Here is a 15,398-nt window from a genome sequence, read left to right as displayed (position 1 = left end):
GCTTATAGTTATTTTTTAGGTACTAACGTTATGCGCGATGGGTTCAGGCTTCAGCCGGAAGCAGCAGCCGGTTCGCCGAGCCGCAAACGGTGATTTTGCTTCTGACCACCTCTTTCATGGCATCCATGCCGACGCGCATGTAGAAGCGCGGATCGTTGCCCTGTGGGTTCTCGGCAAACCAGGCTTTGACTGCGTCAGAGAAGGCGATTTTCAGCTCTGTTGCGACGTTAACTTTGCAGACGCCCAGCTCAATGGTGCGGCGCACATCCTCATCCGGAACATCGCTCGCACCGTGCAGTACCAGCGGCACTGTCACTACCTCGCGGATCTCGGCCAGCCGCTGGAAGTCGATTTTTGGGCGTTTGGTATAGAGGCCGTGCGCGGTTCCGATGGCAACGGCGAGGCTGTCCACGCCTGTCAGTTCGACAAAGCGTTTTGCTTCCTGCGGGTCTGTCAGGAACGCGCTTTCGGCGTCGACGCTCATGTCATCTTCCACTCCACCCAGTCGGCCCAGTTCGGCCTCGACGCTACAGTCGTTGAGGTGACAGAAATCGACGACCGATTTCACCAGCTTGACGTTTTGTTCGAAGGGGTAATGGCTACCGTCGATCATTGCGCTACGTACGCCGGCATGGACTTTGCGGCGAATGTCATCCAGCGATTCGTGGTGATCGAGGTGTAGCGCCAGCGGCATGTCATAAGTAAGGGAATATGCGCTGCACAAGGCGTAGATCTCTTCCAGCGCAATATGTTTAAACGTCCCCGGCGTACCCGCGAGGATCACCGGGGATCGCATTTCGCTACAGACTTCGAGGATCGCCTGGATCGTCTCGGCGTTATGAATGTTAAAGGCCGGAACGGCATAGCCCTTTGCCTGTGCGTCCTGCAAAAGATATTTGGTAGAAATAATACTCATGAGCCTGTCCTCTTAAGCCTGCCACGGATGAATAATGACGCCCTGGACCACACGGTTAACCGTACCGCTGGCGGATGGCGTATCTGGCGTATTGCCAACGTGCAGAGACTGGGTCAGTGCGAAGACCTGGGCGTACATCAGGAAGCAGAACGCCTGCTCCATATCGTTAAATGAACGAGAAGGCGGCAGCAGGATATGCGGGCCAGCTTCAATGACCGGATCCGTTTCGGCTGCAATGGCTACTACCCGCATAGCCTGACGATCGCGACGTAGCTCGGCGAGCAGATCCAGATCGTACTGACGCGTGTACGGATGGCTGGAGACAAACACGACGACCAGCGTTTCGTTGTCCACCAGTGACTTAGGCCCGTGACGGAAACCCGTTGGCGAATCGTAGAATGCCGCCAGTTTGCCGGCGGTCAGCTCCAGCACTTTCAGCGCAGACTCCCGTGCGGCGCCCTGTAATCCACCGCTGCCCAGATAAACAATGCGTTTCCACGGTTCGTTACCAAAGACGCCGGGGCTGAAATCGCCAAGAGAAGTGAGGATCGCCTGACAGCGATCGGACACGTTCCGGAACGTTTTGCAGTTGATCGTTTCCGGTGCGAATACCGCCAGGCAGCTCGCCATCATGGTGGTGATGCTGCTTGTCATCGCGAACCCGCGATCGTGCGTTTCGGCTGGCATGAGCAGAGCGCAGGCGTTATCGCTGTCGACTGCATTCTGGTACAGGCTGCCCGCTTCATTACAGGTGATCGACAGGTGGTAGCACTCCGGTACGAACTGATTCGCCAGCTCAACGGCGGCGACGCTCTCCGGGCTATTGCCAGAACGGGCGAAAGAGACCAGAAGCAGCGGGTGCGCAGGGCTGAAATAATCCATCGGGTTGGTGACCAGATCGGTCGTAGGTATCGCGGTGATGTTTTTCCCCGTGTGGCTGGCAAGCCATGGCGCAATGATGTCGCCGATAAAAGCGGACGTACCCGCGCCGGTCAGAACGATCCGCAGATCGGGCTTGCGCAACAGTGGCGTCAGAAAACTGTCGATCGACGCGCGCAGATTATCAATATTGTTGAGCGAGCGAAGCCAGCTGGCTGGCTGCTGGCGGATCTCTTTTTCGGTCCAGGTGCCGGTGGTGGCGGTAGTGGTTTGTGGCATAACTCAGTCCTTAGTCGTGTGAATTCCACATCAGACGCTGGCAAACGTGTCGCTATCTTTCGTTTCGTTTCACTTGTTCACTTTAGCAGTTAAATAAAATCTATAGAAAAGAAATCGAAAGTTCAATGGCGTAAAAGAAATAAAACGAAAAGTGTGATCGCGAAAGGAAAGGAGAAAATCAAGGAAAGGAAAAGAAAGGCCTTACGATCGTCTTCCGTAAGGCCAACAGGGCACACTGTGAAAGGGCTACAGGGAAAGAGCCTGACCCTGGATCCAAATCTGCCGGAGGTGTAAACCCGCATCCAGCGCAATAATATTGGCGCGTTTGCCAGGCGCTAACGATCCCAGCAAGTGATCCATACCGAGCAGACGGGCGGGATGCAGTGAAGCCATATGGATAGCTTGCTCTGGGGCGACCCCCGTATGCTCCACCATATTTCGCACGGCGGCATCCAGCGCGAGCGTGCTGCCCGCCAGCCCGCCTGAGGCCGTGCGGACAACGCCGCCCTGCATCTCGACATTTCCACCACACAACGTATAGCGTCCATCAGGCATACCCGCCGCCTGCATGGCATCGGTAATCAGCACCGTACGATCCTTCGCGCAGCAACAACACAGCCGCATGGCTCCAGGATGAACGTGATGCCCGTCGGCAATAAGCTCCAGCCACGCGCGTGGGTCCGTAAGGCCAGCGCCAACCATGCCGGGCTCCCGGTGGTGTAACCCCGTCATGCCGTTGTAGCAGTGCACCAGCCCGGCTGCGCCTGCATCAAATGCGGCCAGGGTTTGCGCGTATGTAGCGGCGCTGTGGCCCAGCATGACGCGTATCCCTTTTTGCTTGAGGTGATGGATCGCCTTCAGGGCTTCCGCTTTTTCCGGAGCAAGCGCCACTACCCGCAGCGTGTTCTGCGAAACCGCAATCAGATCATCAAGTTCCGCGAGATCCAGTTCGCGAAACAGTTCTTGCGGATGTGCCCCTTTGTTCTGCGGCGTAAAGTACGGGCCTTCCAGATAGCTGCCCAGGACCTGCGCACCGGGGCCACCGACATGACAGCGTCGGGCAATGCGCCGTAACGCGCCATGGATCGCCTCCAGCGGAGCGGTGACGGTGGTAGGCAGAAACGCCCCCACGCCTTCACGCGCTTTATGCATGGCTAACCGGTCCAGCACGTCGGGGGCATCATCCATCACATCCACACCCGCGCCGCCGTGGACGTGGATATCAATGTATGCCGGGCAAAGCAGGTCTGCCTCGCGGGTGTTAACCCCTGCCGGAATCGGCTCGATGGCGGTGATGACGCCTCTATCCATGCGCAGCTGATGGTCATCCAGCCAGCCCTGCCCGGTAAGCAGACGACGCGCGCGCAGCAGCTGGCTCATATCCCTTCCTCGGCGGGCGCTTCCTCGCGACAGCGTGCAAGCTCATCCACCAGGCTGGTCAGGCCGCGATGGCCGCACTCCAGCGCCTGCAAACGAAATGCTTCACTGCTTAACCCGTCGCGCTCCAGAACCATCTCCAGCAAAAGCTGGAGATTGGTGCCGGTGATCACTTCGCTGCCGGGGTGTTGCATCGCGAGGGTAGAGGCCACACGAAACGGCGTACCGCCGAGAAGATCGGTGAGAAACACGATATCGTGCTCTGCATCCAGTTCATTCACTGCCTGCTCAAGCTGCGCGGTCAGCCGCGCAGTGGTGGAGCTTTCCGGAAAATCGATGGCGATAAACTGCGGCTGTTCGCCGAGGATTTGCTTCATCGCCTGTTCCAGCCCGCTGGCAAAACCGCCATGACCCGTCAAAATAATGCCTAACATCGCAACCTCTTTGCTTTTACAGGAAGTGACAGAATTTACCGACAACGCCCAGCACCACGGTGATACCAATCAGGCGCAGCGGGCTCCAGCCACGGCGTACCAGCCAGAACATGGTCAGGGTGTAGACCAGCGGCAGAAAGGCGGGCATCAGTTTGTCGATCACGTCGGTTTGCAGTTTGACGACCGCATCCCCGGCTTTAATCTCGAGTGTGGTATTCAGGCGCACATAGGTTGCCACCAGCGCACCAATCACCGTCATCCCGACAATGGACGCAGCATGACCAACCTTTTTGGTGTTGGCCTTGATCAGCGGGATCGCGGCGACACCCATCCGGTAGGCATAGTGCGCCAGACCAAAACGCAGGCCGAGATGCACCACGTTAAACAGCACGATAAAGACCACGGCGCCAAGAATGGATCCCTGTAGCGCCAGGCTGGCGCCAATCCCCCCGCAAATAGGCAGCAGGGTCAGCCAGAACATGGCGTCACCAATGCCACCGAGCGGTGCACCGACGGCAATTTTAGTGCTCTGGATGCTGTTCACATCCTGCTTGGAACGCTCCATTGCCAGAATAATGCCGATGACGAAGGTCACCAGGAACGGGTGGGTGTTAAAGAAGCCCATATGGCCTTTCATGGCGCGCGCCAGGTCTCGCTTATTGGTGTGGATCTTTTTCAGCGCGGGCAGTAGCCCATACAGCCAGCCGGAGGCCTGCATTCGCTCGTAGTTGAACGAGGCCTGTAGCAGCATGGAACGCCAGGCGACACGGTTAATATCCTTTTTCGTTAGCTCAGCGCCAATACTCTGGTCTTCGTAGACGTTTTCATTCACGCCGGTCAGCAGCGTCTCTTCACTTTCAGACACGCCCGGCAGGGTGGTTGGATTAGATGCCATCTTCAAATTCCTCTTTCTGGGCCGCAGGCGCCGTCGGTTCAGGCGATTTGCGCAGCAGGTCGATCAGCGCCATCGCCAGCGCAGCCGCGGCAATCGCCAGCACCGGCAGTTTCAGCCAGGCCGCGGCGACAAAGCCGATAATGAAGTAAGGGATGTAGACGTTTTTCATCATGATCTTCAGCAGCACGGCGAAGCCGATCGCTGGCATGATGCCGCCCGCGACGCCCAGACCGTCGATCAGACGTTCCGGCAGGACATCAATGGCGGTTTTCGCGTGTTCAGCCCCGAAGTAGATGGGCAGAAACGCACACAGGAAGTAGAAGACGCCAAGCGCCAGCAGTGCCAGATAGTTGACCCGTTCAATACCACGGGTGTCTGCGTTAGCCGCCATGCGATCGCAGCGGGACATCACGCCGGACATCACCGAGAAGAGGAAAGTGATCCCCATCTGAACCGCCACGGCAAACGGCACGGCGACCCCAACGGCGACATCCGGCTTCACGCCTGTGGTAATGGCAAATGTGGTGCCAACGATGGTGCCGATAATCACGTTTGGCGGCTGCGCGCCCGCCAGCGGCGCGAGACCCATCCAGACCAGTTCTAACGTACCGCCGGTCAGAATTCCGGTGTGCAGATCGCCCAGAATCAGGCCAACCAGTGGCCCGAGCACCACCGGACGGTGCATGTGTGTTAAGCCGTTAAACATATCCAGGCCCGCGATAAAGGCGAGAAGCCCCAGCGCGAAAGCCTGCAACAGACTGATTTCCATTGTGAATCCCTCAGAGCAGTTTAAAGAGATCCAAAGCAGTCTCTGTTGGAACGCCCTGAACGAAGCATTCCACTCCGGCCGCCTTCAGGCCGTTAAACGCGGCGATATCGTTCGCGTCTACAGATACCGTTTTGGCAATTTGCTGTTTGCCACTGGCGTAATGCATATTTCCGACGTTGATACGGGTGATGGGCACGCCGCCCTCGACCAGCGTTAAAAAATCAGCCGGTGTTTTACAAACCAGCAGAATTTTCTGCCGGTCGGCGGCGCGATGAATGTTGTCGATCACTTTTTGCAGGGACCAGAAACGCACGGCGATGCCTTCCGCAAGCACCATCTCCATCAGGTTTTGCTGAACCGGATCGTCTGCAACCTCGTCATTTGCCACCAGCACCAGGTTCGCCCCCGCAAACCCCACCCACTGTACGCCCACCTGACCGTGGATCAGGCGTTCATCAATGCGGCATAAGACAATGTTTGGCATAGCGTTTTCCTCTTTTTTAATTATGCGTGTTGAGTCGTTACGCCTTCGCAGGCGGTATGGTACTGCTGGAGTATGTCCTGAATGTGGTCGAGAATGAGCTCCCGTGGTGTGGACCTGAGAGCACCCTCGCGAACTTTGCTGTACTGCAACGGCAGATACTGGCTGATCAGCGGCAGCGGGATCGGTTCATCCGCCAGGTTGCGTACCAGTCGCTCAAAAGCCTCGTCAATCTGGCTGTCTGGCCAGTAATAGCGCACGCGGTCGGAATAGCTGTAACCGCGGGCCAGGCGACGGGCATTGCCGTCGCCGTGATAGTGGCTTTGCCAGTATTCCGGGCGATCGAGCATCACGTTTTCCAGGACGTGACGCAGTCCTGAGCAGGCTTTTGCCGGTAAAAGCTCTTCTTCAATTGCAGCCAGTGAGAACAGCGCTTCGCGCAGCGCGAAGGTTAGCGCAGGGCCGACTTTCAGAATGGCGAAGTGATCTTTCACCAACTGGCGCAGCGCCTGCGGCGTCTGGTAATCGGTAGAGTGTGCTTCAAATACGAGCGTGTCGTAGGCTTCAATCATCTTGCTCAGTGCGACGGCTTTATGCGGTTGATAGTCACAAACGTGCGCATGGTCGAACTCAACGCCAGGCTGAACCACCAGGCCAATAATGCGCGGCCAGATGTCGCTTAACCCTTCCTTCTCGAATGCGTGGCGGTGTGCCTCAAGCGTGGCACGTGCCGCCTCTGGTGTGGTGACCTCAAGCTCGGTCAGCGTTTCGTGTGCCCCACCGGGAACCGGAACTTCCGTGCCGATAACGTAGACCAGATCCGCTACGCCAAATTGCTCGAGACAGGTGGTTTCGGCAATTTTAGCCAGCCGAGCGGCACGCCCGGCAACGATTGCATCGGTTAAAGGAACCGGATCGTCTTCGCAGGACATGCTGCAATCGAGGTGAATTTTTTTAAATCCGGCCGCCACGTAGCTCCTGATCAGATCGTCGGCGTTCGCCATCGCCTGCAAAGCTGGCAGGTTTTGCCAGCGGTTAGGACCTAAATGATCGCCGCCAAGGATCAGCTGTGAGGTGGGGAAACCGAGGGATCCCGCCAGATTGCAGACAAACCCATAAAAATCGGCGGGCGTCATACCGGTATAGCCGCCAAACTGATCCACCTGGTTTGAGGTGGCTTCAATCAGCAGAGGCGTCTGTTGTGAATGGGCGTAACGAATTGCAGCTTCAAGTACCAATGGATGTGCGGAACAGACGGCGTAAATCCCGTTTGTATTCCCCCGTTTATGTTGTTCCACCATTTCTGTCAGATGTTTCACTTTCCTCTCCATTTCGGATGGTGTTGGTATTCATCTTTCGTTTTGTTTCATTTGATACTGCATTATGGTGGGGTAAAAATAAAACGAAAGATAATAGTTTTCCGATCCGTTTCACAAAAGAAACATAATGAAAGGTTTCAGCGGCGGTTAAGCTTGCGTCTGCTCACCATACAGGGCTTGCATTCCCTCAAAAGAAAGGCGTTAATAAGCAAAACGAAATGAAACGAAAGTTTATTTACTAAGGAGCTCGTATGAGCAGCACCGATTCATCCGCAGAGAAGCGCATCACCGGCACCAGTGAAAGGCGAGAGCAGATCATTCAGCGGTTGCGGGCGCAGGGAAGCGTGCAGGTTAACGATCTTTCTCTTTTATACGGCGTGTCGACGGTGACGATCCGTAACGATCTGGCCTTTCTGGAAAAGCAGGGGATTGCCGTTCGCGCTTACGGCGGCGCGCTGATTTGCGAAGGTAATGCCCCCGGCGTGGAGCCGTCCGTTGAGGACAAAAGTTCCCTTAATACGGCTGTGAAGCGCAGCATCGCGCAGGCGGCGGCTGAACTGGTGAAGCCGGGTCATCGCATTATTCTGGACTCCGGCACCACAACCTTTGAAATTGCCCGCATGCTGCGCCAGCATACCGATGTCATTGCCATGACCAACGGGATGAACGTGGCAAACGCGCTGCTGGAAGCGGAGGGAGTGGAGCTGCTGATGACCGGCGGGCACTTGCGCCGTCAGTCGCAGTCCTTCTATGGTGACCAGGCGGAGCAGTCCTTACAGAATTACCATTTTGACCTGCTGTTCCTGGGCGTCGATGCCATCGATCTCGATCGGGGGGTGAGTACGCACAACGAGGATGAAGCCCGTCTGAACCGGAAAATGTGCGAGGTGGCGGAGCGTATTATCGTTGTCACTGATTCCAGCAAGTTTAACCGTTCAAGCCTGCATAAAATCATTGATACTCAGCGGATCGACATGATTATCGTTGATGAAGGTATTCCGGCGGAAAGCCTGGAAGGGTTACGCAAAAGCGGGATCGATGTGGTGCTGGTCTAAAGAGGCTTTTCCCCTCACCCTAACCCTCTCCCCATAGGGGAGAGGGGACTGCTCGGTGCGGTTTTTTTACCCTCTCCCCGGTGGGGAGAGGGCAGGGTGAGGGGCCATCACGTCACCGGTGCCGGGTTAAACACCGCCAGCGAGTTATGCAATCCCCATTGATCGGAGAAGGTTTTCTTCCGTCCGCTTGCCACATCCAGAATGAAGTGGAATAGCTTCCAGCCCACCTCTTCAATACTCTCTTCCCCGGTGGCGATGGTGCCCGCGTTGATATCCATTAAGTCATACCAGCGGTTTGCCAGCTCGGTGCGGGTCGCCATTTTGATCACCGGTACCGCCATCAGGCCGTACGGCGTGCCGCGTCCGGTGGTAAAGACCTGTACCGTAATGCCGGATGCTACCTGCTGGGTGCCGCACACGAAATCACTGGCAGGCGTTGCCGCGTAGATCAGACCGCGTTTGGTTGGTCGCTGGCCAGGTGAGAGCACTTCCACAATCGCGCTCTGGCCGGATTTGGCAATCGACCCGAGGGCCTTTTCCACCACGTTTGCCAGGCCGCCTTTCTTGTTACCCGGCGACGGGTTGGCGCTGCGGTCGGTTTTGCCCATGTCGAGATAGTTATCGTACCAGGCCATCTCCTCCAGCAGGCGTTTGCCCACCTCTTCGTTGACGGCGCGCGGCGTGAGCAGGTGGATAGCATCACGCACTTCGGTGACTTCAGAGAACATCACCGTGGCGCCGCAGCGCACGAACAGATCGGAGGCATAACCTACCGCCGGGTTAGCGGTGACGCCGGAAAACGCATCGCTGCCGCCACACTGTGTCCCAACCACCAGTTCAGAGGCCGGGCAGGTTTCACGCTGACGTTTGTTCAGCTTCTCCAGATGGCGCTCTGCCACCTGTAAAATGTCGTCGACCATCGATCTGAAGCCGACATGGTGTTCATCCTGAAGACGCACAATACTGGCCTCGTCAACCGGAATGGCTTTCACATCCTCAGTACCCTGCAACAGGCGTTCTGGCTGCAATTTTTCACAGCCGAGGCCAATCACCATCACCTCGCCGCCAAAGTTTGGGTTAAGGGCGATATTGTGGATCGTGCGGATCGGCACGACCGCTGCGGGCGCGTTGATCGCCACGCCGCAGCCGTACAGGTGGTTAAGACCCACCACGCCGTCAACGTTGGGGTATTTCGGCAGCAGATCGCGCTCAATAATTTTCACCACGTAATCCACGACACCCGCCACGCAATGCACGCTGGTGGTGATGCCAAGCAGGTTTTTGGTTCCCACGCTGCCATCCGCGTTGCGGTAACCTTCGAAGGTATAACCCTCCAGCGGAGGTAACGGCTCAGGGACGCGGGTAGCCAGCGGCAACGTCTCCAGCGGCGGGGCGGTGGGCAGCTCAACCAGCGACTCCTCAATCCAGCTACCCTGCGGGATAGCGCGCACCGCATAGCCGATGATTTCGCCGTAGCGCACGATTTCGCCCTGCGCCGGGATATCGACCAGTGCGACTTTATGCCCCTGCGGAATGTGCTCAATCAGCTCCAGCCCGTCCGGGAACCGGGTACCCGCTTTTAATCCATTGTCGTTGACAATAATCGCCACGTTATCGGTATCGTGCACTTTTATATAGAACGCCGTCGGCGACGCCTTTCGAATTTCAATATCGGCCATTGTTCACTCATCTCCAGCAAAATATCTGATACTAAATATAGCCAGATGGTTAATCGTTTCTTATTGAGGAAATAAAGAATGTCAGGAGAGGAAAAGTGAGAATGTGATCGCGATCGCTCCCGACACACTAATCGTTGATTCTGTGCATCAGCGCCCACTGCATTGGGCATATGCTCAAAATAGCGTGCTAACCCCGTTGGATAATTGAGCATTGAGACAATGTGCTGCCGGGTGGTGACGATTATACTGAATGACGATTTTATAACGCCAAAATTCAGTCAGTAAATAAATATAACGCTGACGCTGAGTCGGAATAAATAAGAAAAGCTACTGGCTAAAACTGCGGAATTAAAAAAGGTATACGTAATGAGTAACGACATCTTCCCGAATAAATTTAAAGCGGCCCTTGCGGCGCATCAGATTCAGATTGGCTGCTGGTCTGCGCTGGCCAACCCCATCAGCACCGAAGTGCTGGGCCTGGCCGGATTCGACTGGCTGGTGCTGGACGGCGAACATGCGCCAAACGATATCAACACGTTTATTCCGCAGCTGATGGCGCTGAAAGGCAGCCACAGCGCGCCGGTGGTGCGTGTACCTACCAACGAGCCGGTGATCATCAAGCGTCTGCTGGATATCGGCTTCTACAACTTCCTGATCCCGTTTGTTGAAACGGAAGAAGAAGCGGTGCTGGCCGTAGCTGCCACCCGCTATCCGCCGGAAGGGATCCGCGGCGTGTCTGTCTCTCACCGCGCCAACATGTTTGGCACCGTGCCGGACTATTTCGCCCAGTCCAACAAGAACATCACCATTCTGGTTCAGATCGAGAGCCAGCAGGGGGTCGATAACGTCGACGCCATTGCCGCGACCGAAGGTGTCGACGGTATTTTCGTCGGCCCGAGCGATCTGGCGGCCGCCTTTGGTCATCTGGGCAACGCCAGCCACCCGGACGTGCAGCGGGCAATCCAGCACATTTTTGCCCGTGCCAAAGCGCACGGTAAACCGTGCGGCATTCTGGCGCCGGTGGAAGCCGATGCCCGCCGCTACCTGGAGTGGGGCGCAACGTTTGTCGCCGTCGGCAGCGACCTCGGCGTATTCCGCGCCGCCACGCAGAAATTAGCAGACGCTTTTAAAAAATAACCATCATTGAGGAAACAGATTATGACGCTGAAAGTGGGTTTTATTGGCCTGGGTATCATGGGCAAACCAATGAGCAAAAACCTCATCAAAGCAGGTTACTCACTGGTGGTTTTAGATCGTAATTCAGACGCGGTGGCAGAAGTGATTGCGGCTGGCGCAGAAACGGCGACAACTGCAAAAGCGATCGCCGAGCAGTGCGATGTCATTATCACCATGCTGCCAAACTCCCCGCACGTGAAAGAGGTGGCGCTGGGTGAGAACGGCATTATCGACGGCGCGAAGCCGGGCCTGGTGGTGATCGACATGAGTTCTATCGCACCGCTGGCGAGCCGCGAAATTAGCGAGGCGCTGAAAGCGAAAGGCGTGGAGATGCTGGATGCGCCGGTCAGCGGCGGCGAACCGAAAGCCATCGACGGTACTCTGTCGGTGATGGTGGGGGGTGATAAAGCCGTGTTCGACAAATACTACGACCTGATGAAAGCCATGGCTGGCTCCGTGGTGCATACCGGTGAAATTGGCGCAGGCAACGTCACCAAGCTGGCAAACCAGGTGATTGTGGCGTTGAACATCGCGGCCATGTCCGAAGCACTGACGCTGGCCACCAAAGCGGGCGTTAATCCGGATCTGGTCTATCAGGCCAATCGCGGTGGTCTTGCGGGCAGCACCGTGCTGGATGCCAAGGCACCGATGGTGATGGATCGTAACTTCAAGCCGGGCTTCCGCATCGATCTGCACATTAAAGATCTGGCGAATGCGCTGGATACCTCCCACGGCGTGGGCGCGCAGTTGCCGCTGACTGCCGCCGTCATGGAGATGATGCAGGCGCTGCGTGCGGACGGTCTGGGCACCGCCGATCACAGCGCGTTAGCGTGCTATTACGAAAAGCTGGCGAAGGTTGAAATTGCTCGCTAATGACGTCCCGCCCGGTGGCGTTACGCTTACCGGGCCTACGGCTCAGGCATACAACTATGAAAATCGTAATCGCGCCAGACTCTTATAAAGAAAGCCTGTCTGCCACTGAGGTGGCGCAGGCGATAGAAAAAGGATTTCGGGAAATTTTCCCCGACGCTCATTACGTGTCTGTTCCCGTTGCTGACGGCGGAGAAGGTACGGTTGAAGCGATGATCGCCGCGACGCAGGGCACCTGGCAGCAGGCTGTCGTCACCGGCCCGTTAGGGGAAAAGGTGAAGGCCAGCTGGGGGATCTCGGGCGACGGTACCACCGCGTTTATCGAGATGGCCGCCGCCAGCGGCCTGGTACTTGTTCCTCCCGCGCAGCGTAACCCGCTGGTCACGACGTCGCGCGGGACGGGGGAGCTGATCCTCCGCGCGCTGGATAAAGGCGCGCGCAACATCATTATCGGTATCGGCGGGAGCGCAACCAACGATGGGGGCGCGGGTATGATGCAGGCGCTGGGCGCGAGGTTTACGGATGCGAACGGGACGGAGATCGGCTACGGCGGCGGCAGCCTGATGGCGCTGAACCGTATTGATATTTCGGATCTTGACCCGCGTCTTCAGGGGTGCGCAATCCGCGTCGCCTGTGACGTGACGAATCCGCTGGTCGGTGAAAGCGGCGCGTCGCGTATCTTTGGCCCGCAAAAAGGCGCCACGGAGGAGATGATCCTCGAACTCGACGCCAGTCTTAGCCACTACGCCAACGTGATCAAAAAATCGCTGCGCATTGACGTCAACCCGGTTCCGGGGGCAGGAGCGGCGGGCGGCATGGGCGCGGCGCTGATGGCCTTCCTGGGCGCTGAGCTGAAAAGCGGCATTGAGATTGTCACTCAGGCGCTCAATCTTGAAGAACATATTCACGACTGCACGTGGGTGCTGACGGGAGAAGGGCGCATCGACAGCCAGAGCATTAATGGCAAAGTGCCCGTCGGCGTGGCGAGCGTCGCCAAAAAATACCATAAGCCGGTGATAGGGATTGCCGGAAGTCTGACGCAGGATGTGGGTGTGGTGCATCAGTACGGCATCGACGCGGTGTTCAGCGTATTGACCCGCATCGGTTCACTGGAAGAGGCGTTCCAGGGAGCGTACGACAACATTTACCGCGCCTCGCGCAATATCGCGGCCACATTGCAGGTAGGCATGCGTAGCCAGGGGTGACAGCGGCGCGCAAACCCTCTATACTGCGCGCCGAAGCTGACCAGACAGTCGCCGCTTCGTCGTCGTCCCTTTCGGGGGAGACGGGCGGAGGGGAGGAAAGTCCGGGCTCCACAGGGCAGGGTGCCAGGTAACGCCTGGGGGGGAAACCCACGACCAGTGCAACAGAGAGCAAACCGCCGATGGCCCGCGTAAGCGGGATCAGGTAAGGGTGAAAGGGTGCGGTAAGAGCGCACCGCGCGGCTGGTAACAGTCCGTGGCACGGTAAACTCCACCCGGAGCAAGGCCAAATAGGGGTTCACATGGTACGGCCCGTACTGAACCCGGGTAGGCTGCTTGAGCCAGTGAGCGATTGCTGGCCTAGATGAATGACTGTCCACGACAGAACCCGGCTTATCGGTCAGCTTCAACTTCTTACGAAACCCCGCTTCGGCGGGGTTTTTGCTTTCTGAAGGTTGCATGCCGGGTCAGCGAAGCGCCATCAATTCTCAATTTTGCGACGCTAAGCACATTTAACTATTTTACCGACTATGCGTTCCTTTCATCTGCTGCGCATGATTGTAATCACAAAATTTAACGCTATAAAATTAGAAAATTTTGGTGTTGAACAGATGTTGTGAATGTTGAATCAGTGATGCTGAATGTTATTCATTTGATAATTTAATATTGAATCTAAAAACATTCTTCTGGTGAATGTGTGATATATCCCACTCTTTGACCGGAAGCTGAGAAAATATTCCTGGTAAAGTTGATAAACCACAAAAATGTTTTAAAAGAATAATGATGGTTTATTAACCTTTAATTGCCTGAAAGATAGTCTTTATTAATATTTTTAAGGCAAAAAAATTCATGCTGGTTATTGCCATAAAATAAATTTATTACCGCGGATTTTGTTGATCAATATCAGCGTAATTGCGTATTTTTAGCCATCTAACTGTTTGAATAATAAGATTATAAATCGATTTTAAATGTGATTGTAAAAAGGGCGTCCTGGCAAATTGTGAGTAACAGCACATACCCCCTGAAACAATATTGGGTAGAATCCGCTGCGTCATAGGGAAATAAGCGCAGAATATTATGAATACTATTATTCTACCGAAAACACAGCACCTCGTGGTATTTCAGGAAGTCATCAAAAGTGGCTCTATAGGTTCTGCTGCAAGACAACTGGGGCTGACGCAACCTGCCGTCAGCAAAATCATCAGCGACATCGAATCTTACTTTGGGGTGGAAGTGATGGTGCGTAAAAACACCGGCGTAAAACTCACTGCCGCCGGTCAGGTGCTGCTGTCCTACGCTGAGTCGATCACCCGCGAAATGAAAAACATGGTGAGCGAGATCAACAGCCTCAGTTTCAGTACCGTCATGGACGTCTCCTTCGGCTATCCGTCGCTGATTGGCTTCACCTTCCTGTCCGGGATGATCAAAAAATTCAAGGAAGTGTTCCCGAAGGCGCGCGTCTCAATGTATGAAGCGCAGCTCTCTTCATTCCTGCCCGCCATTCGCGATGGCCGGCTGGATTTCGCCATCGGCACGCTGAGCGACGGGATGTTGCTCCAGGATCTTCACGTTGAGCCACTCTTTGAATCTGAGTTTGTGCTGGTGGCGAGTAAATCACGAACGTGCACCGGCCCGACCAGACTGGCATCGCTCACGCACGAGCAGTGGGTGATGCCGCAAACCGATATGGGCTACTACAACGAACTCCTGACCACCCTGCAAGATAACCACATCAGCATTGAAAACATCGTCCAGACCGATTCCGTCGTCACCATCTATAACCTTGTTCTCAATGCCGATTACCTGACGGTGATCCCCCGTGACATGATTGCGCCATTCGGCTCGGACCAGTTTATTGTCCTGCCGGTGGAAGATGCATTACCTGTGGCGCGTTATGCTGCCGTGTGGTCAAAAAATTACAGTATTAAAAAATCGGCGTCAGTATTAGTTGAACTGGCAAAACAATATTCGTCGATGAATATCGAAAAACGACGATAGAAATAATGATGATTTAAAATACCCGGAGCGACGATTTTTAACGCTCTGATACCCTGACTTTGCCTGAAA

General features: G+C 55.7%; 14 protein-coding genes and 1 other RNA gene. 6 read left to right on the top strand and 9 right to left on the bottom strand.

The window, feature by feature from the left end:
• Positions 1-43: 43 nt before the first annotated feature.
• The 8 genes from kbaY to kbaZ form a co-directional block, all read right to left on the bottom strand.
• Positions 44-916 (bottom strand): tagatose-bisphosphate aldolase subunit KbaY, encoded by an 873-nt coding sequence (gene kbaY / locus ACQG1K_RS19500; protein WP_003861740.1) that lies wholly within the window; start codon positions 914-916, stop codon positions 44-46.
• Between the two features lie 12 nt (positions 917-928).
• Positions 929-2,074 (bottom strand): SIS domain-containing protein, encoded by a 1,146-nt coding sequence (locus ACQG1K_RS19495; RefSeq protein WP_367074955.1) that lies wholly within the window; start codon positions 2,072-2,074, stop codon positions 929-931.
• A gap of 246 nt (positions 2,075-2,320) precedes the next feature.
• Positions 2,321-3,454: an N-acetylglucosamine-6-phosphate deacetylase gene (nagA, locus tag ACQG1K_RS19490; RefSeq protein ID WP_038416781.1), complete on the bottom strand. Its 1,134-nt coding sequence runs from the start codon at positions 3,452-3,454 to the stop codon at positions 2,321-2,323.
• On the bottom strand, positions 3,451-3,885 hold the full coding sequence (gene agaF, locus ACQG1K_RS19485) for a PTS galactosamine/N-acetylgalactosamine transporter subunit IIA (RefSeq protein ID WP_063152494.1): 435 nt from the start codon (positions 3,883-3,885) through the stop codon (positions 3,451-3,453). The genes nagA and agaF overlap by 4 nt, the downstream gene beginning before the upstream one ends.
• A 16-nt stretch (positions 3,886-3,901) precedes the next feature.
• A complete protein-coding gene (agaE, locus tag ACQG1K_RS19480; protein WP_022649494.1) occupies positions 3,902-4,780 on the bottom strand; it encodes a PTS N-acetylgalactosamine transporter subunit IID in 879 nt (292 codons plus the stop codon).
• Complete coding sequence (agaW, locus tag ACQG1K_RS19475) at positions 4,770-5,549, bottom strand: PTS N-acetylgalactosamine transporter subunit IIC (RefSeq protein WP_003861730.1); 780 nt, start codon at positions 5,547-5,549, stop codon at positions 4,770-4,772. Before agaW ends, agaE begins: the two co-directional genes overlap by 11 nt.
• A gap of 10 nt (positions 5,550-5,559) precedes the next feature.
• Positions 5,560-6,033, bottom strand: coding sequence for a PTS N-acetylgalactosamine transporter subunit IIB (gene agaV / locus ACQG1K_RS19470; RefSeq protein WP_003861728.1), 474 nt, complete (start codon positions 6,031-6,033; stop codon positions 5,560-5,562).
• A 20-nt stretch (positions 6,034-6,053) separates the two neighbouring features.
• On the bottom strand, positions 6,054-7,361 hold the full coding sequence (gene kbaZ, locus ACQG1K_RS19465) for a tagatose-bisphosphate aldolase subunit KbaZ (RefSeq protein WP_154850000.1): 1,308 nt from the start codon (positions 7,359-7,361) through the stop codon (positions 6,054-6,056).
• Positions 7,362-7,600: 239 nt separating this feature from the next.
• On the opposite strand from kbaZ, the gene ACQG1K_RS19460 reads away from it, so the two are divergent.
• Positions 7,601-8,404, top strand: coding sequence for a DeoR family transcriptional regulator (locus ACQG1K_RS19460; protein ID WP_015571958.1), 804 nt, complete (start codon positions 7,601-7,603; stop codon positions 8,402-8,404).
• A gap of 107 nt (positions 8,405-8,511) precedes the next feature.
• On the opposite strand, the gene garD is transcribed toward ACQG1K_RS19460, so the two are convergent.
• On the bottom strand, positions 8,512-10,083 hold the full coding sequence (garD, locus tag ACQG1K_RS19455; RefSeq protein ID WP_232934705.1) for a galactarate dehydratase: 1,572 nt from the start codon (positions 10,081-10,083) through the stop codon (positions 8,512-8,514).
• Between the two features lie 366 nt (positions 10,084-10,449).
• Between garD and garL the strand changes: the two genes are divergently transcribed.
• The 5 genes from garL to tdcA all read left to right on the top strand — a co-directional run bounded on the left by garL (position 10,450) and on the right by tdcA (position 15,329).
• Positions 10,450-11,220 (top strand): 2-dehydro-3-deoxyglucarate aldolase, encoded by a 771-nt coding sequence (gene garL / locus ACQG1K_RS19450; protein ID WP_003862676.1) that lies wholly within the window; start codon positions 10,450-10,452, stop codon positions 11,218-11,220.
• Positions 11,221-11,241: 21 nt separating this feature from the next.
• Positions 11,242-12,132 (top strand): 2-hydroxy-3-oxopropionate reductase, encoded by an 891-nt coding sequence (gene garR / locus ACQG1K_RS19445; RefSeq protein WP_426721042.1) that lies wholly within the window; start codon positions 11,242-11,244, stop codon positions 12,130-12,132.
• Between the two features lie 56 nt (positions 12,133-12,188).
• Complete coding sequence (garK, locus tag ACQG1K_RS19440; protein ID WP_022649489.1) at positions 12,189-13,334, top strand: glycerate 2-kinase; 1,146 nt, start codon at positions 12,189-12,191, stop codon at positions 13,332-13,334.
• A 32-nt stretch (positions 13,335-13,366) separates the two neighbouring features.
• Positions 13,367-13,743: RNase P RNA component class A (gene rnpB, locus ACQG1K_RS19435), an RNA gene on the top strand.
• 665 nt (positions 13,744-14,408) lie between these two features.
• A complete protein-coding gene (tdcA, locus tag ACQG1K_RS19430) occupies positions 14,409-15,329 on the top strand; it encodes a transcriptional regulator TdcA (RefSeq protein ID WP_023298702.1) in 921 nt (306 codons plus the stop codon).
• The last annotated feature ends 69 nt before the right edge of the window (positions 15,330-15,398 follow it).

The organism is Enterobacter cloacae complex sp. 402C9 (genome assembly GCF_050030745.1).
Taxonomy (GTDB): Bacteria; Pseudomonadota; Gammaproteobacteria; order Enterobacterales; family Enterobacteriaceae; genus Enterobacter; species Enterobacter intestinihominis.
This window is presented reverse-complemented; position numbering and strand designations above follow the sequence as displayed.

Excerpts from the sequence above, each read along its gene's own strand:
- kbaY (WP_003861740.1), bottom strand. The coding sequence starts at position 916 with ATGAGTATTATTTCTACCAAATATCTTTTGCAGGACGCACAGGCAAAG.
- ACQG1K_RS19495 (WP_367074955.1), bottom strand. The coding sequence starts at position 2,074 with ATGCCACAAACCACTACCGCCACCACCGGCACCTGGACCGAAAAAGAG.
- nagA (WP_038416781.1), bottom strand. The coding sequence starts at position 3,454 with ATGAGCCAGCTGCTGCGCGCGCGTCGTCTGCTTACCGGGCAGGGCTGG.
- agaF (WP_063152494.1), bottom strand. The coding sequence starts at position 3,885 with ATGTTAGGCATTATTTTGACGGGTCATGGCGGTTTTGCCAGCGGGCTG.
- agaE (WP_022649494.1), bottom strand. The coding sequence starts at position 4,780 with ATGGCATCTAATCCAACCACCCTGCCGGGCGTGTCTGAAAGTGAAGAG.
- agaW (WP_003861730.1), bottom strand. The coding sequence starts at position 5,549 with ATGGAAATCAGTCTGTTGCAGGCTTTCGCGCTGGGGCTTCTCGCCTTT.
- agaV (WP_003861728.1), bottom strand. The coding sequence starts at position 6,033 with ATGCCAAACATTGTCTTATGCCGCATTGATGAACGCCTGATCCACGGT.
- kbaZ (WP_154850000.1), bottom strand. The coding sequence starts at position 7,361 with ATGGAGAGGAAAGTGAAACATCTGACAGAAATGGTGGAACAACATAAA.
- ACQG1K_RS19460 (WP_015571958.1), top strand. The coding sequence starts at position 7,601 with ATGAGCAGCACCGATTCATCCGCAGAGAAGCGCATCACCGGCACCAGT.
- garD (WP_232934705.1), bottom strand. The coding sequence starts at position 10,083 with ATGGCCGATATTGAAATTCGAAAGGCGTCGCCGACGGCGTTCTATATA.
- garL (WP_003862676.1), top strand. The coding sequence starts at position 10,450 with ATGAGTAACGACATCTTCCCGAATAAATTTAAAGCGGCCCTTGCGGCG.
- garR (WP_426721042.1), top strand. The coding sequence starts at position 11,242 with ATGACGCTGAAAGTGGGTTTTATTGGCCTGGGTATCATGGGCAAACCA.
- garK (WP_022649489.1), top strand. The coding sequence starts at position 12,189 with ATGAAAATCGTAATCGCGCCAGACTCTTATAAAGAAAGCCTGTCTGCC.
- tdcA (WP_023298702.1), top strand. The coding sequence starts at position 14,409 with ATGAATACTATTATTCTACCGAAAACACAGCACCTCGTGGTATTTCAG.